Source organism: Xenophilus sp., assembly GCF_044462705.1.
In the GTDB taxonomy this organism is placed as follows: Bacteria; Pseudomonadota; Gammaproteobacteria; order Burkholderiales; family Burkholderiaceae_C; genus Xenophilus; species Xenophilus azovorans.
The window spans coordinates 16,887-35,320 of sequence record NZ_JBIQNC010000026.1 but is presented as its reverse complement, the minus strand read 5'-3'; the positions used below and the strand labels follow the sequence as shown (position 1 = coordinate 35,320).

The window sequence follows — 18,434 nt, the reverse complement described above, 5'->3', positions numbered from 1 at the left end:
CAAGATCTGGCCGACGAAGGCCATGACTTCGTGCTGGTCGCCCACTCGCAAGGCAACCTGTTCGTCAACGTCGCCTACGACGGCCTGCGGCAAACCCGGCCGCTGACCAAGGCCAGCGTGGTGCACGTGGCCCCCGCCTCGCCCACCGTGCGGGGCAAACACACATTGGCCGATATCGACGAAGTCATCAATGGCCTGCGCAACTTCGGCGCCTGGACGGTGCAGCCCATCAATCTCTGGCTGAACGGCCGCGGCGGCGATCTGAGCGGCCACACCTACATCGGCACCTATCTGGACGCCAGCCGCGTGGCGCGCACCGCCCCTGGCGCCGGCAGCACGACCACGCCCCGCGCACACACGAAAGGGCTGATCACCGACGCGCTCGAACAGGTCGCACCAATTTCGCCATGAACACAACTACTGCAGGGAGAACCAGGCCATGACGAACATTCAATTTCCCGGAAAACACCGCCTTGGAGCTTGGTGCGGCGCGCTGGTGATGACGCTGTCGATGGCTGCCTGCGGCGGCGGCAGTGGCAGCGGCGCCGCGCCTGTGAATGGCACACCCGCCGTTCAGGGCCCCACGGGCAGCACCGGCACGGCGGCCGCAAGCGGCGGAGGAACCGCCGCGCCGCCCGGTACCGCAACCGGCACGCCCACGCTGAGCGATCAGATCGCCGCACTGGAGCAGAGCGGCGCCTATCCAAAGCTGGATCGCTCCACCGACATTGCTGGACCAGATGCCAACAGCAACGGCGTACGTGACGACATCGAAGCGTGGATCTATTCGCTGAAACTCAACGATGCGCAGACGAAAGCGCTCATGCAAGATGCGCGTGTGACACGGCGCACTCTACTGATCAATCTGGATGACAAGGGTGCCGTGCAGAAATCCGGTGATGAATTGATGGCGGCCCTCAATTGTGGAAGTCGCCACTTCTCTCCTTATCGAGAATATTCCAAGCTTGCCGGCCAGATTGAAGCAATGACCGCCAATACGCGCCAACGCGCGGAGAGGTACATGCTCTACAACAAGGCGGCTTCTGGAACCTCGAACACATTGCCGGACGGCGACACGTGCGAGCCGTGATACGTGCACCATCCGCTGCTCGGAGCAGTGCGTTGGCTCTCGCCTTGGCGTGCAGCGCAGGGGCTTTGCCGTGGTTTGCAGATGCGCAAACCCGGCCTTTGGAGCAAAGCGGCGCTTACCCCAAGCTGGACCGTTCCACCGACATTGCCGGCCCTGACGCCAATGCGAACGGCGTGCGCGACGACATCGAGGCGTGGATCGCCGCCCAGGCTCTGTCGGAATCGCAGAAGAAGGCGCTTCTACAGAAGGCACGCACCCTCCAGCAAACTCTGCTGGCTAGCCTTGACGACAAGGATGCCTTGCAACGTGCCGGTGAAGGCTTGGCCGCATCCTCCCGATGCGGCATGCTGCAGTTCCCCGAATACTCGGACTTCTCCAAACTGGCAGGGCAGATCGAGGCCATGACAGCCAACACCCGCCAGCGTGCCGAGCGCTATATGAAATACAACGCAGCTCGATCCGGCAGCTCGACGACAAATCCCAGGGGTAACACTTGCGAAGACTGAGCATGGCGGTGCTCATCGCAATGTCCCCATTCGGATGCACTGAGGACATTGGCGCCCATCCGCCCACCCTGCGCGACCAAATCGCCGCACTTGAGCAAGGCGGCGCCAACCCCAAGCTGGACCGCTCCGCGGACCTTGCCGGACCCGACGCCAACAGCAACGGCGTGCGTGACGATATCGAAGCGTGGATTCATTCGCTCAAGCTCAGCGATGTACAGACGAAGGCACTCATGCAGGATGCCAGAGCAACCCAACGCACTCTAGTGGTCAGCCTTGACGACAAGGATGCCTTGCAACGTGCCGGCGAAGGTCTGGCCGCATCGTCCCAATGCGGCATGCTGCAGTTCCCTGAATACTCGGACTTCTCCAAGCTGGCAGGGCAGATCGAGGCCATGACGGCCAACACGCGCCAGCGTGCTGAACGGTACATGCAGTACAACAAGGCGCGCTCTGGAAGCTCGACGACCAGTCCCAACGGCGATACCTGCGAGCCTTGACGCGCTCACTGTTTGGCTGATCGACGCCTACGGCGCAAGGCATCGCGCCGCGGCCGGCTGCGACTGCCGCGCGCCGCTGAGCACGAACAACTGGTGCCTGGCCAGCCAGCTTCCCTGCGCGAGCGCGCTGCGCGCCCAGCGGGACGCTTCGCACAGGTCGACCGGAACGGCGGCGCCGTGCAGGGCCGGCCCCGCCACCAGCAGCGTGGCCAGCAGCTCCTGCGAAGCGACGTCGCCTGCCCGCGCTGCCGCGCGCAGGAAGGCCATCATGGCCTGGTAGTCGCGCGCCGAGCGCGCCTCCAGAGCGAGTTGGTGCAGTTGCTCGGGTGTGGCGATCAGGGATTCATCGGCGCCGGCGAAGCCGGCGAGCGTCAGCGCGAGGCCGAGAACCGCACCCCTGCGCAGCAGGCGGCGGGCGGCCGATGTGTTCGATCGGATGGAAGGCATGGATATCTCCTTGTCGGGAACGGCCATAGGTCGTGAGGCCGGGTCACGCCGGCGCCCGTCAGCGCCAAGGACGCGAGACGAGTTCGATGCCGAGCAGCAGCAGGAACAGCAGGAAGCACAGCCGGAATGTCTTCGGCGCAATGCGGTGGCGCACGCGCTGGCCCAGCCACATCCCCGCCAGCGCAGGCAGGATGGCGTAGGCGGACAGGCCCAGTTGGCCCATGCGCAGCGCGCCATGTGACAACAGCCCCGCCGCCATCGCCAGCGTCGACAAGGTGAACGACAGGCCCAGCGCCTGCACCAGTTCGTCCTTCTCCAGGTTCAGCGACTGCAGGAAGGGAACGGCCGGGATGACGAAGACGCCGGTCGCGCCCGTGATGCCGCCGGTGAGCGCGCCCGCGACGGGGGACAGCCAGCGTTCGGCGCGCGGCGCGATCGACAGCCGCGGCATGGCCAGGGCGCAGCACGCATAGGCGATGAGCGCCGCGCCGAGCGCGGCGGCCGACCACGCCGCGTCGGCACGGACCAGCAGGCCGGCCCCCAGCGTGGTGCCCAGGACGATGCCCGCCATCATGGGCCACAGCCGGCGCCACAGGCGCGGCGCGGCGGGCCCGGCCAGCATCTGCCACAGGTTGGTGACGAAGGACGGGATGAGCAGCAGGGAGGCCGCCACGACCGGCGACAGCCACGCGCCCAGCACGCCCATGGCGACCGTCGGCAGCCCCATGCCGGTGACGCCCTTGACCCAGCCGGCGGCCAGGAAGGTCGCGCTCAGGGCGACGAAGGAGGCAAGGGAGATTTCGGGCATGCGCCGCATTGGACGCACGCGCCCGCTGCCGCACAATGCGGAACTTTGCAGCAAGCCTCCGGATGTTCCGAAGGCTGAACCGGCGCCTTTCCCCCATGCGACTCGATCTCTCGGACCTGCGGCTTTTCCTGTCGATCGTGGAGGCCGGCAGCATCACCGCCGGCGCGCAGGCGGCGCATCTCGCGCTGGCCTCCGCCAGCGAGCGGCTGCGCAGCATCGAGGAGCATGCAGGCGTCCGGCTCCTCGAAAGGCGCCACCGGGGCGTGGTCACCACCGAAGCCGGGGAGGCTCTGGCCCAGCATGCACGGCAGATGCTCCGCCAGAGGGAACTGCTCGAGCAGGAACTGCAGGACTTCGCGCGAGGCCGCCGCGGCAGCCTGCAGTTGCTGGCCAACACGGCCGCGCTCACCGAATTCCTGCCCGGCCGGCTGGCCCCCTGGCTGGGGCGCCATCCCCGGGTGGACGTGCAACTGAGGGAGCGCACGAGCAGCGGGATCGTCCGCACCGTCGCGGCCGGCCTGGCCGAGGCGGGCATCGTCTCGGACGCTGTGGACACCTGCGGCCTGCAAGTCAGGCCCGTCGCGGCCGATCACCTGGTGCTGATCGTTCCGCCGGGGCATCGGCTGGCGAAGGGCACGTCGACCAGCTTCGCGGACGCGCTGCGCGAGCCCTGGGTCGCGTCGGCGCCGGGCAGCGCGCTGCACGACCACCTCGAGGAGCATGCCCGCCGCCTGGGCGGCAGCCTGGACGTGCGCGTCCGGATGCTCACCTTCGACGGCCTGTGCACGATGGTCGCGCACGGGGTGGGCGTCGGCGTGATCCCCCGCGCCACCGCCCGCAGGCTTCGGCGCCGCCATGGATTCGAGGTGCTCGGCATGCAGGAGCGCTGGGCGCAGCGGCGGCTGTGCGCCTGCTACCAGGACTGGAAGCGGTTGTCGCCGCCGATGCGCAGCCTGCTGACGCACATCGGCGTCGAGGCCTGACGGCTCGGAGCGTCCGGCCGGACAGGCTCCGCCGCCTCACCGCCCCTTGAACACCGGCTCGCGCTTCTCGACGAAGGCGCGCGCCGCCTCGCGGTGGTCTTCGGTCTGGCCGCAGTGGATGTGGTGGGTGGCTTCCAGGTCCAGGCAGTCGTCCAGTTCGCCGTTCACCGCGCGGTTCAGGTTCTCCTTCATGTAGCGGTAGGCGACGGTGGGGCCGGCGGCGAGGCGGCGGGCGACGGCCTCGGCGCGCCCGGCCAGTTCCTCCGGTGCGCAGACCCAGTTGGCCAGGCCCAGGCGCAGCGCCTCGTCGGCCGTCACGCGCTCGCTCAGGAAGTACAGTTCGCGCGCCTTGGCCGCGCCGACGAGGCGGGTGAGGAAGTAGCTGCCGCCGTAGTCGCCCGAGAAGCCGACGCGCGCGAAAGCGGTGGTCATGATCGCGCTGCTGGCCATCACGCGCAGGTCGCAGGCCAGCGCGAGCGCCAGGCCGGCGCCGGCCGCGGCGCCCGGCAGGGCGGCGATGGTGGGCTTGGGCATGCGGTACAGCCTGCCGGCCGTGGCGCGCTGGTTGACGCGCTGGCGATGGATGGCCTCGTCGATGGTGAGCGCACCCACGGTGCCGTCGCCGGCCGCGGCCATGCCCTTGACGTCGCCGCCGGCGCAGAAGCCGCTGCCCGCGCCGGTGAGCACGACGCAGCGCACGGCCGGATCGAGTTCGGCCTCGGCGAGCTGGCGCGCCAGCGCCTCGTTCATCGCGCGCGTCATGGCATTGCGCGCCTCGGGGCGGTTCAGGGTGAGGGTGAGCACGCCGTCGTCGAGGTGCGCCAGCAGTTCGGGGGTGCCGGTGTCGAGCATGTCTGCCATCCGTTCTTTCTCCTGGGGGCGTTCAGGCCAGGCCGAGCTGCTTCGCCTCGGCCTCGTAGTTCGGGTAGGAGGCCTTCATGGTCGCGCCGTTGAGGATCATCTCGGCCACCAGCGCGCGCGTGGGGCTCTCGTAGACCTTCGTGCGCACCCACACGGACTCGGTGCGCGCGCTCTCGGAGAGCGCGATGATCTCGCGCTCCAGCTCGTAGTCCTGGTCGACGAAGAGCGGGCCCCGGATCAGGCGGATCTCCTGCCCGGCGAACAGGCCCACCGCCGGCTTGCGGCCGCCGAGCTGCGCGTCGGCGATGGTGGAGCCGAGCAGCACGCTGATCATCTCGGTCGGGATGATCGGCCGGCCCCAGGGCGAGGCCTTGCCGCCCTCGGGCGTGTACCAGTCGCAGGGCTCCGTGATGGCCTCGAGCTTGTCGGCGAGTGTGAAGGGGTAGTGGTCGCCCATGTGCTGGTCGTAGCCCATGCGGATCTTCTCGACCACCGCGCCGCGCTGGCCCACCTTCAGGTCGCGGTTGATGACCAGCCCCTTGGGCGGCCGCAGCTTCGCGATGCGCTGCTGCAGCTCGTGCGGATGCGGCGAGGCATCGCCCACCGAGGCCGTGCCGGTCAGCACCGGCGTGCCGTCGGCCTTCTCGGCGTGCAGACGCACGAAGGCGGCGCCCGGCGCGGGCGGCTCGACGAAGGCGCGCACGGACTCACCCTCCACCACCATGTTCTGGTAGTGGGCGCTGATGCAGCCGGTCTCGAACCAGGCGCGGCCGAAGAGGTGGAACAGCAGCGGATCGAACTGGCTGAAGTGCGTGGGCCCCTCGATGGGCCCGGCGCGCAGGCCCAGGCCCTCGGCCATGGCGTCGTCGTGGATGGACTTGTGGCCGTCGTAGCGCTGCTCGGCCAGCATCTGGCGCGGCTGGCGCAGCGGGCCGCACAGGTGCAGTGCGGTGGAGGAGAAGGGCGAGGTCATGGTGTGTCTCCGGGGAAGCGGCAATGGTGGCAAAGCCCGGCCGCCGCGGCTGTCGCCAACATCACAACCCGCGCCGCGCCCGCATGACAATGCGCGCTGGCCCAGCCCTTCCTTTCCTGCCTGCCCATGCCCGTCACCCTGGACGACAAGCTCGTGGTCGCGATCTCCTCGCGCGCCCTGTTCAACCTCGAGGAGGAGAACCGCCTGTTCGAGGGCGGCGACCCCGATGCCTACATGCGCCTGCAGCTCGAGCGGCTGGACGTGCCGGCCGCGCCGGGCATCGCCTACTCGCTGGTGCGCAAGCTGCTGCGCTTCAACGACGACGGCGTGCAGCGGGTGGAGGTGGTGATCCTCTCGCGCAACGACCCGGCCTCGGGCATGCGCATCTTCAACTCCGGCGCGGCGGCGGAGCTGCGCATCCAGCGCGGCGTGTTCACGCAGGGGCGTCCGCCCTTCCGCTACCTGCACCCGCTCAACGCCGACATCTTCCTCTCGGCCAACGCGGAGGACGTGCGCGAGGCGCTGCTGGCGGGCTTTCCGGCCGCGCACGTGAACGTCGAGGCGGCGCAGGCCAGCAGCCTGCACCCCGACGAGGTGCGCATCGCCTTCGACGGCGACGCGGTGCTGTTCTCGGACGAGGCGGAGCAAGTCTTCCAGGCGCAGGGGCTGGAGGCCTTCCAGGCCAACGAGGTGGACAAGGCCGCGATCCCGCTGGGCGCCGGGCCGTTCAAGCCCTTCCTGGTCGCGCTGCACCGGCTGCAGCAGGCGGCCAGCACCGGCATGCGCATCCGCACCGCGCTGGTCACGGCGCGCGGCGCGCCGGCGCACCGCCGCGCGATCCAGACGCTGATGAGCTGGAACATCCGCGTGGACGAGGCGATGTTCCTCGGCGGGCTGGACAAGGGCGGCTTCCTGCGCGAGTTCGAGCCGGACTTCTTCTTCGACGACCAGACGGGCCACGTCAGCTCGGCCGCGCGGCACGTGCCGGCGGGGCACGTGGCCAGCGGCGTGCGCAACGTGGCGGCGACAGTGCCGGGCAGCCGGCGCCGGCCCGCTCAGCCGCCGGCCAGCAGGCGCACGGTGGCCTCGTCGCGCCCGCCCGCGAAGAAGCGCTGAAGGCACGCGCCGTACGCGCCGTTCGGCGCCACCGCGTCGAACAACGTCATCGAGGAGCGGAACTTCAGGTCGTCGGGCGGGCCGAGCACGTCGCGCACGTTGGCCGTCGGCGTGCGCAGCATGAGGCCCGCGCATTCGGCCAGCCGCGGCCCGAGCAGCGGGTGCGCCAGGTAGGCGCGCGCCTCGTCGGCCGAGGCGATCGCGTAGCGCCGCGCCATCTCGCTGTGCCCCAGCCCGGCCATCTGCGGGAACACGAACCACATCCAGTGGGTGCGCTTGCGCCCGGCCGCCAGTTCGGCGCGCACGGCCTCGAACACCGGCGCCTGCGCTTCGACGAAGCGCTGCAGCCGCCAGGGATCGCCGGCCTCGGCCACGGCCCGGCTCAGTGCGTCGGGGCCGAGGCCGCCTTGGGCACCGGCGCGCCCGGCGGGCGGGGCTTGTCGTCGCAGGCGGCCACCAGCCAGGCCAGGGCCGCCAGCAGCGCCAGCGGCAGCAGATGTCTCGGTGGTCTTCTGCGCATGCGGGCCATCCTACGCGGGGCAACGGCCGCGCACAACGCGGCGCCCTAAGCCCCGCTTCAGCTTTCGCGCGTCGGCCGCCGCTAGGATGCGCCCACGCGCCCGGCCCGCAGCGGCCGGCTTCCCGCACGCCCACAAAGCCCCACGATGACCGACGCCAAGCCCTCCCTGGCCACCACCCTGCGCCGCATCGGCGCGCTCGCCGCGCCCTACTTCCGCTCGGAAGAGAAATGGCAGGCCCGCGGCCTGCTCGCGGCCATCGTGCTGCTGAACCTGGGCGCGGTGTACATGCTGGTGCAGATCAACGAGTGGTACCGCGTGTTCTACGACGCGCTGCAGAACAGGGACCAAGTGGTGTTCTGGCAGCAGATCGGCCGCTTCTGCTGGCTGGCGCTGATCTACATCGTGGTCATGGTCTACAAGTTCTACCTGACGCAGTTGCTGCAGTTGCGCTGGCGCGTGTGGATGACGGACCACTATGTCGGCCGCTGGCTGGCGGACAAGGCCTTCTACCGGCTGGAGCTGGCACGCTACACCGCCGGCAGCGACGACCTGCCCGACAACCCCGACCAGCGCATCCAGGAGGACCTGAACCTGTTCACCACCTACACGGTGACGCTGTCGATGGGCATCCTCAACGCCGCGGTGACGCTGGTCAGCTTCGTCGGCATCCTGTGGACCCTGAGCGGCTCGCTGACGGTGCCCCTGCCGGGCGGCGGCACCTGGGAGATCGCCGGCTACATGGTCTGGGCCGCGGTGCTGTACTGCGTGGCGGGCAGCGCCATCGCCCACTGGATCGGCAAGCCGCAGGTGCGCCTGAACTTCCAGCAGCAGATGCTGGAGGCCAACTTCCGCCACTACATGATCCGCATCCGCGAGTACAGCGAGGCGATCGCGCTGGACGGCGGCGAGCGCGCCGAGCGCCCGCAGCTGGACCTGCGCTTCACCGAGGTGATGAACAACTACCTGCGCCTGATCCGCAACCAGAAGAGCCTGACCTGGTTCAGCAGCTTCTTCGGGCAGGCGGCGATCATCTTCCCGCTGATCGTGGCCGCGCCGCGCTACTTCAGCGGCGCCATCCAGCTCGGCCAGCTCATGCAGATCAACTCGGCCTTCGGCCGCGTGCAGGAATCGCTCTCGTGGCTGGTCGACAACTACATGTCGCTGGCGGTGTGGAAGGCGACGACGGACCGGCTCTCGGGCTTCGAGCACAGCCTGGCCGCGCAGTCGGGCCGACGCGAGGGCTTCGAGACCGCCACTGCGCCGGGCGCCATCGACGCGAGCGGCATCGCCATCGACCTGCCCGGCGGCCGGCGCCTGCTGGACCGGACGACGCTGCACGTCGCGCCGGGCGACACGGTGCTGGTGCACGGCCCCTCGGGCAGCGGCAAGTCCAGCCTGTTCCGCACGCTGGCCGGCATCTGGCCGCATGCGCGCGGCCGGGTGGCGCTGCCGGCCGACACCATGTTCATCCCGCAGCAGCCCTACTTCCCCGACGGGCGGCTGCGCGACGCGCTGGCCTATCCCGAGCCGGCCGGGCAGTACGGCGACGAGGCGTTGCGCCAGGCGCTGGAGGACGCGCTGCTGCCGCACCTGGCCGACCAGCTCGACCGCGAAGACGCATGGGGCCAGAAGCTCTCCGGCGGCGAGCGCCAGCGCCTGGCCGTCGCGCGCGTGCTGCTCAAGCGGCCGGCCTGGCTGCTGGCCGACGAGGCGACCAGCGCGCTGGACGAGGAGGCGGAAGCCACGATCTACCAGCGGCTGGTGGAGGCGGTGCGGCGCGCCGGCGGCGGCCTGGTCTCGATCGCGCACCGCCGCACGCTGGGCGCGCACCACCAGCGGCGCTGGACGCTGCGGCCCGAGCCGGAAGGCAGCGCGGCGGCCTACCGGGTGGAGGTGTCGTAGGCCGGCGGCCCGCCTCCGGGCCCGGATTCCCCGAACACCTCGATGAGGAAGTCGAGAAAGGCGCGGATCTTCGGCGCCACGTGCTGGCGCGACGGGTAGACCGCGTGGAGCGTGGTCTCGACCGTGCGCCAGTCTTCCAGCGCCGCCTGCAGGCGGCCCGTCTCCAGGTCTTCCTCGACATAGGGCCGGGGGATCAGGCTGAGGCCGAGGCCGGCGCGCAGCGCATCGCGCACCGCCAGGCTCGACGTGACCGAATAGCGCGCATCGACGGCGATGCGCTCGACGCGGCCGTCCTGGCGGAACTCCCAGGTGTCGGCATGGCCCGAGAGGCTGAAGCGGATGCAGGCATGCGCACCCAGCTCGGCCGGCGACGCGGGCACGCCGTGCGCCGCGAAGTACGACGGCGCGCCGCACAGCACGTGCGGCATGACGGCGAGCCGGCGCGCGACCAGGCTGGAGTCCTCCAGGTGGTCGCTGCCGCGGATCGCGAGGTCGAAGCCCTCGCGGACGATGTCCACGCGCCTGTCGTCCAGGTCGAGGTCGAGCCTCAGGGCCGGATGGCGCGCCAGGAAGGCGGGGATCGCCGTCGACAGGCGCGTCAGCGTCACGGTCATCGGTGCGCTGACGCGCAGCACGCCGCTCGGCGCGGCCTTGACCGGACACAGCGCCTGGTCGGCCTCGGCCAGCGCGTCGAGCCCGCGCACCACGTGCTCCAGGTAGATGCGCCCTTCCTCCGTCAGCGCCATGCGCCGCGTGGTGCGATGGATGAGCCGGGCGCCCAGCCGCGCCTCCAGCTCGGCGATGTTCTTGCTGATCGCCGGCGCGGACAGGCCGAGCCGCCGCCCGGCCTCCGCGAAGCTGTTGAGTTCCGCCACGTGGCGGAACACGGTCAGTGCGGTGAAACGGTCCATTCTTTTCTATTGGTGAATTTTTCAATTCCAACAGCGGCAATTATCAATTCATGGTGAATTTCTTAACCTCCGTTCCGACAACTCATCGTCAGGAATGGCAGGCATGACCCACCCCACCATCGCGCTCATCGAGCAGCGCTTCTCCGCCAACCTGTTCGACGCCTCGCACCGGCTTTCCGACGGTGAGATCGAGCGCCTGGTGCATCTGGCCGTGCGCGCGCCCACCGCCTACCACCTGCAGAACTGGCGCTTCATCGCCGTGCGCTCGCCCGAGGGGAAGGCCAGCCTGCGCAGGCTGGCCTGGAACCAGCCCAAGGTGGAAGCGGCGGCGGCGACCTTCATCGTCTGCGGCGTGCGGCCCGACGCGGGCGCCCTGCCCGCGCGGCTGCGGCCGTCCATCGAGGCCGGGTTCATGCCGCCCGACATGCCCTCGGCCTGGCAGGCGGCGGCGGCCGGGCAGTACGGCGATCCGCGCGCGGCGCAGGACGAGGCGGTCCGCTCCGCGACCCTGGGCGCGGCGACGCTGATGCTCGCGGCGCAGGCGCTGGGCCTGGCCTGCGGGCCGATGACGGGCTTCGACGCCGGCGGCGTCGCGCACAAGTTCGGGCTGGCCCGCGACGAGGTGCCGGTGATGCTCGTCGCCGTCGGCCGCGCCGCGCCAGGCAACTGGCCCCAGAAACCCCGGCGGCCACTGGCCGAGGTGCTGGACATGGCATGAAGACGCGCACGTCCGACCTGCTGCTGACGGCGATCGCGCCCGCCATCTGGGGCAGCACCTACATCGTCACCACCGAGTTCCTGCCGGACTTCCCGCCGATGACGGTGGCGCTGCTGCGGGCCCTGCCCGCCGGCCTGCTGCTGCTCCTGATCGTGCGCCAGCTTCCGGCAGGGCGCTGGTGGCCGCGCGTCTTCGTGCTCGGCGCACTCAACTTCTCGGTCTTCTGGAGCATGCTGTTCATCTCGGCCTACCGCCTGCCGGGGGGCGTCGCGGCCACGGTCGGGGCGGTGCAGCCGCTGATCGTCGTCTTCATCGCCGCCGCCCTGCTGGGCAGCAGGCTCCGGTGGCCGGCCGTCCTCGCCGCGGCGCTCGGGCTGGCGGGCGTCGCGCTGCTGGTGCTGACGCCGCGGGCGTCGCTGGATGCAGTGGGTGTGGCGGCCGGCCTGGCCGGCGCCGTCTCGATGGCCTTCGGCACCGTGCTGACCCGCAAGTGGCAGCCGCCGGTGTCGCTGCTGACCTTCACGGCCTGGCAGTTGACCGCCGGCGGGCTCCTGCTGATCCCCGTGGCCTGGGCGCTCGATCCGGCCATCCCGGTGCCCACGGCGGGCAACCTGTTCGGCCTGGCCTGGCTCGGGCTGATCGGCGCGGCCCTGACCTGCTTCCTCATGTTCCGCGGCATCTCGCGGATCGACCCGGCCGCCGTGTCGCTGCTGGGCTTCCTCAGCCCGACGACGGCCGTGCTGCTCGGCTGGGTGTTCCTGAACCAGGCGCTGAGCGTGGCGCAGGCCGCCGGCGTGCTGCTGGTCATCGGCAGCATCTGGCTCGGGCAGCGCGCCAACGGCGCGGGGCGGGGCTGAGAGCGGGCCGCCAGACGTCCCGGAAAGACGGAACCCCCGCCGGACTTCCGCCCGGCGGGGGTTCCGACGAGCCGTCGATGCGGCCCGCGGATCAGGCAGCCGTCAGGCCGCCACGCCCTTGGCCACGTCCGCGTACTCCTCGATCTGGTCGAAGTTCATGTAGCGGTACACGCTGGCCTTGTCGGCGTCGATGACGCCCATCTCCTTGAGGTACTCCTCCTTGCTGGGCAGCCGGCCCAGGCGCGAGGCGATGGCGGCCAGCTCGGCCGAGCCCAGGAACACGTTGGTGTTCTTGCCCAGCCGGTTGGGGAAGTTGCGGGTGCTGGTGGAGATCACCGTCGCGCCCTCGTGCACCTGCGCCTGGTTGCCCATGCACAGCGAGCAGCCGGGCATCTCGGTGCGCGCGCCGGCGGTACCGAAGGCGGCGTAGTGGCCTTCCTTGATCAGCTCGTTCTGGTCCATCTTGGTGGGCGGCGCCACCCACAGCTTGACCGGGATGTCGCGCTGGCCGCCCAGCAGCTTGGCAGCCGCGCGGAAGTGGCCGATGTTGGTCATGCAGCTGCCGATGAAGGCCTCGTCGATCTTCGTGCCGGCCACCTCGGACAGGAACTTGGCGTCGTCCGGGTCGTTGGGGCAGCAGACGATCGGCTCCCGGATGTCGGCCAGGTCGATCTCGATCACGGCGGCGTACTCGGCGTCCTTGTCGGCCTCGAGCAGCTCGGGCTTGGCGAGCCAGGCCTCGACCTTCTCGATGCGGCGCTGCAGCGTCTTGGCGTCCTGGTAGCCGTCGGCGATCATGTTCTTCATCAGCACGACGTTGCTGGTGAGGTACTCCTTGATCGGCTCGGGGTTGAGCTTGATCGTGCAGCCGGCGGCCGAGCGCTCGGCCGAGGCGTCCGACAGCTCGAACGCCTGCTCCACCTTCAGGTCGGGCAGGCCCTCGATCTCGAGGATGCGGCCGGAGAAGATGTTCTTCTTGCCGGCCTTGGCCACCGTCAGCAGGCCGGCCTTGATGGCGTACAGCGGAATCGCATGCACCAGGTCGCGCAGCGTCACGCCGGGCTGCAGTTCGCCCTTGAAGCGCACCAGCACGGATTCGGGCATGTCCAGCGGCATCACGCCGGTGGCCGCGCCGAAGGCCACCAGGCCCGAGCCGGCGGGGAAGGAGATGCCGATCGGGAAGCGGGTGTGCGAGTCGCCGCCGGTGCCCACCGTGTCGGGCAACAGCAGGCGGTTGAGCCACGAGTGGATCACGCCGTCGCCCGGGCGCAGGGCCACGCCGCCGCGGTTGCTGATGAAGGCCGGCAGCTCGCGGTGGGTCTTCACGTCCACCGGCTTGGGGTAGGCGGCCGTGTGGCAGAAGGACTGCATCACCATGTCGGCGGAGAAGCCCAGGCAGGCCAGGTCCTTCAGCTCGTCGCGGGTCATGGGGCCGGTGGTGTCCTGGCTGCCCACGGTGGTCATGCGCGGCTCGCAGTAGGTGCCGGGACGGATGCCCTGGCCTTCGGGCAGGCCGCAGGCGCGGCCGACCATCTTCTGCGCCAGCGTGAAACCGGCCCTGGATTCGGCCGGCGCCTGCGGCAGCCGGAAGGCCGTGGAGGCGGGCAGGCCCAGGGCCTCGCGCGCCTTGGCCGTGAGCGAGCGGCCGATGATCAGGTTGATGCGCCCGCCGGCGCGCACCTCGTCGAGCAGCACGTCGCTCTTGAGCGCGAAGTCGGCGATCTTCTCGCCGTTCTTCTCGATGCGGCCTTCGTACGGGAAGATGTCGAGCACGTCGCCCATCTCCATCTTCGACACGTCCACCTCGATCGGCAGCGAGCCGGAGTCCTCCTGCGTGTTGAAGAAGATCGGCGCGATCTTGCCGCCCAGCGTGACGCCGCCGAAGCGCTTGTTCGGCACGAAGGGGATGTCGGCGCCGGTGGCCCAGATCACGCTGTTGGTGGCGGACTTGCGCGAGGAGCCGGTGCCCACCACGTCGCCCACGTAGGCCACCAGGTGGCCCTTCTTCTTCAGGTCCTCGATGAACTGGATGGGGCCGCGCTTGCCGTCCTCCTCGGGCTTGAAGGCCGCGTCGGGACGGGTGTTCTTGAGCATCGCCAGGTAGTGCAGCGGGATGTCCGGGCGGCTCCAGGCGTCGGGCGCGGGCGAGAGGTCGTCGGTGTTGGTCTCGCCGGGCACCTTGAACACGGTGACGGTGATCTTCTTCTGGACTTCGGGGCGCGAGGTGAACCACTCGGCGTCGGCCCACGACTGCATCACTTCCCTGGCCTTGGCGTTGCCGGCCTTGGCCTTGGCCGCGACGTCGTTGAAGAAGTCGAACATCAGGAGCGTCTTCTTCAGCGCCTCGGCGGCCACGCCGGCGACCTCGGCGTCGTCCAGCAGCTCGATCAGCGGATGCACGTTGTAGCCGCCCACCATGGTGCCCAGCAGCTCGGTGGCCTTCGCCTTGGAGATCAGGCCCACCTGGATGTCGCCGTGCGCCACGGCCGCCAGGAAGCTGGCCTTGACCTTGGCCGCGTCGTCCACGCCCGGCGGCACGCGGTGCGTCAGCAGGTCCAGCAGGAAGGCGTCCTCGCCGGCGGGCGGGTTCTTGATCAGTTCGATCAGTTCGGCGACCTGCTTGGCGTCGAGGGGCAGCGGCGGGATGCCCAGCGCGGCGCGCTCGGCAGCATGGTCACGGTAGGCTTGCAGCATCTTCTTTTCTCCAGACGATCATCGAGGGGCGGCGGCGGCGTTCAAGCAAGGCGCGCGCCGCGCCCGTGGGGTGAGGGTTCTATTTGCCCTTGGGCGACTTGCTCGTCGTCGTGTCGACGTCGCCGAGCAGCGAAGGGGGCGGGTTCTTCTTCATCTCTTCGGCGAAGGCGGCCTGGCTGGCGACCTTGCACTCGTCGGCCAGGCGCTGGCCCTGCTTCTGGCTCATCAGCATGGACTTGTTGCCCAGCTGCAGCCACAGGGCACCGCGCTGGGCATCCTCCAGGCGCACCGCGCCGGTGCGGCTTTCCACCGGGTGCATGCGGTAGTTGACGCCGGCGTGGATGAGGCGGAAGTAGCCGGTCTTCTTCGGGTCCGGCTCGATCTTCACGTTGGCGCCCAGTTCGCAGTCCACCGCGCCGGTGAAGACCTGTTCGGCCACCTTGAGGTCAGCCTCGGTCAGGTCGGCGTAGGGGCCGTCGTCCACGGCGATGGGCTGCTTCTCCTCCACCTTCTTGATGACGCGCTTGGGCACGACCTTCTGCGTCGCCTTCTTGACGGTGGTCTTGGCCCGCTCCTTCAGGGGCGGCTTGGTGGTGTCGGCGGCCTGGGCGGCCACGCCGGTGGTCAGGGCCAGGGCCAGGGCGGCCAGGAGTGCGGGGGTCTTCATGGAGTGGTGTACGTGGATCAGTGGGTGGAGCCGGTGCCGCCCGGGGTGAACCAGGCCTGCGCCTCGGCGGGAAGCGCACGCCCCGTGGCATGCGCACGCGCCAGCACCTGCCAGAAATGCCGGTAGCTCGCGCGGTCGTGCAATGTGCCATCAAAACTGACCGGGGCCCACTCGGCCTGGGCGGCCGCGGCGATGATTTTTGTAGCCATGTGAATCTGTTCCTCTCCCGGCGCGAAGGCTTCCAGGATGGGACGGATCTGGCCCGGGTGGATGCTCCACATGCGCGTGTAGCCGAACTCGTTCGCCGCGCGCCGGGCGGCGGTGCGCATCGCCTGCGCATCACCGAACTCGGTGACCACGCAGTGCGAGGGCACCTTGCCGTGGGCATGCGCGGCCGAGGCGATCTCCAGCTTGGCGCGCACCACCAGCGGGTGGCTGAACTGGCCCTGCACGCCCATGCCGTCGGCCGGGATGGCGCCGCCGTGCGCCGAGACGAAATCCATCAGCCCGAAGCTCAACGACTGCACGCGCGGGTGGGCGGCGATGTCGAAGGCATTGCGCACCGCCAGCGGCGACTCGATCAGCACGTGCAGCGGCAGCGCCGCGGCGCCGGCCGCGTCCACGGCGGCGACGGCCGCCTGCACGTCGGCCACGGACTCGACCTTGGGCACCATCAGGTGGCACAGGCGGTGCCCGGCCCCGCCGGCGATGGTGGCCACGTCGGCCTGGAAGGCGGCGTGGTCGACCGGGTGCACGCGGGCGGCGACGCGCATGTCGGGCGCGGCGGCCAGCGCCAGCTCGGTCACCAGCGCGGCATGCTCGGCCTCGCCGCCTACGGGGGCGCCGTCCTCGCAATCGAGCGTCACGTCGAACACGCAGGCGCCGAACTCGGCCGCCATCTCGGCCTGCAGCGCCAGGCTCTTGCGCATGCGCGCCTCGACGCCGGAATAGTGGTCGCACACCGGCAGCGCGACGGCGCCGGCCTGTGCGCCGAGCAGGACTTCGGCGGGATGGGCAACGCTCATGCGGGCCTCCGCGCCACGATGAACATGCGGGGGAATGCCAGCAGCCGCCGGCCGTCCGCGCGCGGGGCGTAGGCGGCCTCGACGCCGCGCTCGTACTCGGCCAGGTAGCTCTTCTTCAATTCAGGCGGCAGCGGATCGACGAAGGGACGCAACCCGGTGCCGCGCACCCACTCGACGATGGCCGCGGCCGAGGCCAGGGGGTGCTGGTAGACGGTGTGCCAGACGTCCACGGCCGCTGCGCGCGGTGCGAGCAGGTCGTAGTAGCCGCCGATGGGCAGCAGCTCGGTGCGGACCCGGTCGGCGTCGCCGATGTGCGCCGCCCAGGGCGCACGGCCGGCCAGCTCGCGCATGAGCCGGTGGGTGGGTTCCTGGCGGTTGTCGGGCATCTGGATGGCGAGCACGCCGCCGGGTGCCAGCAACTCGAACAGCCGGGGCACCAGCCTTTCGTGATCGGGCACCCATTGCAGGGCGGCGTTGGCGTAGATCAGGTCCGGCGCCGGGCCTTCGGGCGCCCATGCCGCGATGTCGGCCTGCTCGAAGCGGGCCTGCGGCAGGCGCTCGCGCGCCTCGGCGAGCATGGGTTCGGAACTGTCGATGCCCAACACCTGCGCGCCCGGAAAGCGCTCGGCCAGCAGCGCGGTGGAGTTGCCCGGGCCGCAGCCCAGGTCGACCACGCGTGCCGCCTGCGCGAGCGGCACGCGCGCCAGCAACTCCGCCGCGGGACGGGTGCGCTCGTCCTCGTAGCGACGGTAGAGCGTGGGATCCCAGTCCACCATGAGCGCCGGCCTCGGGTGCCGATCAGAGCAGGTGCTTGACGCCGTCCTGCTCGCCCTGCAGCTCGGCCAGGGTCTTGTCGATGCGCTCCTGGCTGAACGCGTCGATCTCCAGGCCCTCGACGATCTTGTACTTGCCGTTCTCGGTGGTGACCGGGAAGCCGAAGATCACGTCCTTGGGGATGCCGTACTCGCCGTTGGAGGGCACGCCCATGGTGACCCACTTGCCGTTGGTGCCCAGGGCCCAGTCGCGCATGTGGTCGATGGCGGCGTTGGCGGCCGAGGCGGCCGACGACAGGCCGCGCGCGTCGATGATGGCGGCGCCGCGCTTGCCCACGGTGGGCAGGAACACCTCGGCGTTCCAGACCTGGTCGTTGATGGCGTCCTTGACCGACTTGCCGCCGATGGTGGCGAAACGGTAGTCGGCGTACATGGTGGGCGAGTGGTTGCCCCAGACGGTGAGCTTCTCGATCTCGCCGACCTTGCCGCCGGTCTTGGCGGCGATCTGGCTGGCGGCGCGGTTGTGGTCCAGGCGCAGCATCGCGGTGAAGTTCTCGCGCGGCAGGCTGGGCGCGCTCTTCATGGCGATGTAGGCGTTGGTGTTGGCGGGGTTGCCGACCACCAGCACCTTGACGTTGCGGCTGGCGACCTTGTCCAGCGCCTTGCCCTGCGCGGTGAAGATCTGGGCGTTGGCGGCCAGCAGGTCGGCACGCTCCATGCCGGGGCCGCGCGGACGGGCACCCACCAGCAGGGCGTAGTCGGCGTCCTTGAAGGCCACTTCCGGGTCGCCGGTGGCGACGATGCCGTCCAGCAGCGGGAAGGCGCAATCTTCCAGCTCCATGATCACGCCCTTGAGGGCCTTCTGCGCCTTCTCGTCCGGGATCTCCAGCAGTTGCAGGATGACCGGCTGGTCCTTGCCGAGCATCTCGCCGGAGGCGATGCGGAACAGGAGGGCGTAACCGATTTGGCCTGCGGCACCGGTGACGGCAACGCGGACGGGCTTTTTGCTCATGGGAAGACTCCAGGAATGAAGAATGAAGGCGCGAGGCCGCGCCGCCAGGGGCACGGGGGACGCGCGCGCGGGG

General features: G+C 70.2%; 21 protein-coding genes. 9 read left to right on the top strand and 12 right to left on the bottom strand.

Going from position 1 to position 18,434, the window contains the following annotated elements; translation table 11 throughout:
- The 4 genes from ACIY1X_RS06980 to ACIY1X_RS06965 form a co-directional block, all read left to right on the top strand.
- Positions 1-411: hypothetical protein (locus tag ACIY1X_RS06980; RefSeq protein WP_399679281.1), on the top strand; the 411-nt coding region annotated here is incomplete at its 5' end.
- A gap of 28 nt (positions 412-439) precedes the next feature.
- Complete coding sequence (locus ACIY1X_RS06975; protein WP_399679278.1) at positions 440-1,090, top strand: hypothetical protein; 651 nt, start codon at positions 440-442, stop codon at positions 1,088-1,090.
- 32 nt (positions 1,091-1,122) lie between these two features.
- Positions 1,123-1,596, top strand: coding sequence for a hypothetical protein (locus tag ACIY1X_RS06970; RefSeq protein ID WP_157007999.1), 474 nt, complete (start codon positions 1,123-1,125; stop codon positions 1,594-1,596).
- 2 nt (positions 1,597-1,598) lie between these two features.
- A complete protein-coding gene (locus tag ACIY1X_RS06965; RefSeq protein WP_038208552.1) occupies positions 1,599-2,093 on the top strand; it encodes a hypothetical protein in 495 nt (164 codons plus the stop codon).
- 27 nt (positions 2,094-2,120) lie between these two features.
- Here ACIY1X_RS06965 and ACIY1X_RS06960 read toward each other — a convergent pair whose 3' ends face one another.
- Complete coding sequence (locus ACIY1X_RS06960) at positions 2,121-2,540, bottom strand: hypothetical protein (RefSeq protein ID WP_051953460.1); 420 nt, start codon at positions 2,538-2,540, stop codon at positions 2,121-2,123.
- Positions 2,541-2,598: 58 nt separating this feature from the next.
- Positions 2,599-3,348, bottom strand: a complete 750-nt coding sequence (locus ACIY1X_RS06955) for a sulfite exporter TauE/SafE family protein (RefSeq protein WP_399679276.1) — start codon at positions 3,346-3,348, stop codon at positions 2,599-2,601.
- Between the two features lie 8 nt (positions 3,349-3,356).
- Between ACIY1X_RS06955 and ACIY1X_RS06950 the strand changes: the two genes are divergently transcribed.
- Entirely contained in the window at positions 3,357-4,331 is a 975-nt protein-coding gene (locus tag ACIY1X_RS06950) for a LysR substrate-binding domain-containing protein (RefSeq protein ID WP_399679273.1), read from the top strand.
- 36 nt (positions 4,332-4,367) lie between these two features.
- Here ACIY1X_RS06950 and ACIY1X_RS06945 read toward each other — a convergent pair whose 3' ends face one another.
- Together ACIY1X_RS06945 and ACIY1X_RS06940 are read right to left on the bottom strand one after the other, a co-directional pair.
- Entirely contained in the window at positions 4,368-5,192 is an 825-nt protein-coding gene (locus ACIY1X_RS06945) for an enoyl-CoA hydratase (RefSeq protein WP_399679271.1), read from the bottom strand.
- A gap of 22 nt (positions 5,193-5,214) precedes the next feature.
- Complete coding sequence (locus ACIY1X_RS06940; protein WP_399679267.1) at positions 5,215-6,165, bottom strand: hypothetical protein; 951 nt, start codon at positions 6,163-6,165, stop codon at positions 5,215-5,217.
- A gap of 126 nt (positions 6,166-6,291) precedes the next feature.
- Between ACIY1X_RS06940 and ACIY1X_RS06935 the strand changes: the two genes are divergently transcribed.
- On the top strand, positions 6,292-7,281 hold the full coding sequence (locus ACIY1X_RS06935; RefSeq protein ID WP_399679266.1) for a 5'-nucleotidase: 990 nt from the start codon (positions 6,292-6,294) through the stop codon (positions 7,279-7,281).
- Here ACIY1X_RS06935 and ACIY1X_RS06930 read toward each other — a convergent pair.
- Both ACIY1X_RS06930 and ACIY1X_RS06925 read right to left on the bottom strand, forming a co-directional pair.
- A complete protein-coding gene (locus ACIY1X_RS06930) occupies positions 7,221-7,655 on the bottom strand; it encodes a DUF1810 domain-containing protein (protein WP_399679263.1) in 435 nt (144 codons plus the stop codon). The genes ACIY1X_RS06935 and ACIY1X_RS06930 overlap by 61 nt on opposite strands.
- Positions 7,656-7,663: 8 nt before the next feature.
- The gene (locus ACIY1X_RS06925) at positions 7,664-7,801 is read right to left on the bottom strand and encodes a hypothetical protein (protein WP_399679261.1); all 138 of its coding nucleotides are present in this window, start codon (positions 7,799-7,801) and stop codon (positions 7,664-7,666) included.
- A 145-nt stretch (positions 7,802-7,946) separates the two neighbouring features.
- Between ACIY1X_RS06925 and ACIY1X_RS06920 the strand changes: the two genes are divergently transcribed.
- On the top strand, positions 7,947-9,704 hold the full coding sequence (locus ACIY1X_RS06920) for an ABC transporter ATP-binding protein/permease (protein WP_399679258.1): 1,758 nt from the start codon (positions 7,947-7,949) through the stop codon (positions 9,702-9,704).
- Here the strand turns inward: ACIY1X_RS06920 and ACIY1X_RS06915 are convergent.
- On the bottom strand, positions 9,683-10,615 hold the full coding sequence (locus ACIY1X_RS06915; protein ID WP_399679256.1) for a LysR family transcriptional regulator: 933 nt from the start codon (positions 10,613-10,615) through the stop codon (positions 9,683-9,685). The two genes, ACIY1X_RS06920 and ACIY1X_RS06915, sit on opposite strands and share 22 nt — an antisense overlap.
- A gap of 103 nt (positions 10,616-10,718) precedes the next feature.
- Between ACIY1X_RS06915 and ACIY1X_RS06910 the strand changes: the two genes are divergently transcribed.
- Both ACIY1X_RS06910 and ACIY1X_RS06905 read left to right on the top strand, forming a co-directional pair.
- Positions 10,719-11,333, top strand: a complete 615-nt coding sequence (locus ACIY1X_RS06910) for a nitroreductase family protein (protein WP_399679253.1) — start codon at positions 10,719-10,721, stop codon at positions 11,331-11,333.
- On the top strand, positions 11,330-12,190 hold the full coding sequence (locus ACIY1X_RS06905) for an EamA family transporter (RefSeq protein ID WP_399679250.1): 861 nt from the start codon (positions 11,330-11,332) through the stop codon (positions 12,188-12,190). Before ACIY1X_RS06910 ends, ACIY1X_RS06905 begins: the two co-directional genes overlap by 4 nt.
- Before the next feature lie 102 nt (positions 12,191-12,292).
- Here ACIY1X_RS06905 and acnB read toward each other — a convergent pair whose 3' ends face one another.
- From acnB to ACIY1X_RS06880, 5 genes are all read right to left on the bottom strand, one after another.
- Positions 12,293-14,884, bottom strand: coding sequence for a bifunctional aconitate hydratase 2/2-methylisocitrate dehydratase (acnB, locus tag ACIY1X_RS06900; protein ID WP_399679247.1), 2,592 nt, complete (start codon positions 14,882-14,884; stop codon positions 12,293-12,295).
- Between the two features lie 79 nt (positions 14,885-14,963).
- Positions 14,964-15,551 carry a hypothetical protein gene (locus ACIY1X_RS06895; RefSeq protein ID WP_051953456.1) on the bottom strand — a complete coding sequence of 196 codons (588 nt, stop codon included), beginning with the start codon at positions 15,549-15,551 and terminating at the stop codon, positions 14,964-14,966.
- Between the two features lie 17 nt (positions 15,552-15,568).
- On the bottom strand, positions 15,569-16,576 hold the full coding sequence (locus ACIY1X_RS06890; protein ID WP_399679245.1) for an HpcH/HpaI aldolase/citrate lyase family protein: 1,008 nt from the start codon (positions 16,574-16,576) through the stop codon (positions 15,569-15,571).
- Entirely contained in the window at positions 16,573-17,352 is a 780-nt protein-coding gene (tam, locus tag ACIY1X_RS06885) for a trans-aconitate 2-methyltransferase (protein WP_038208504.1), read from the bottom strand. The genes ACIY1X_RS06890 and tam overlap by 4 nt, the downstream gene beginning before the upstream one ends.
- Positions 17,353-17,374: 22 nt before the next feature.
- On the bottom strand, positions 17,375-18,361 hold the full coding sequence (locus ACIY1X_RS06880) for a malate dehydrogenase (RefSeq protein ID WP_038208459.1): 987 nt from the start codon (positions 18,359-18,361) through the stop codon (positions 17,375-17,377).
- Positions 18,362-18,434: the final 73 nt, after the last annotated feature.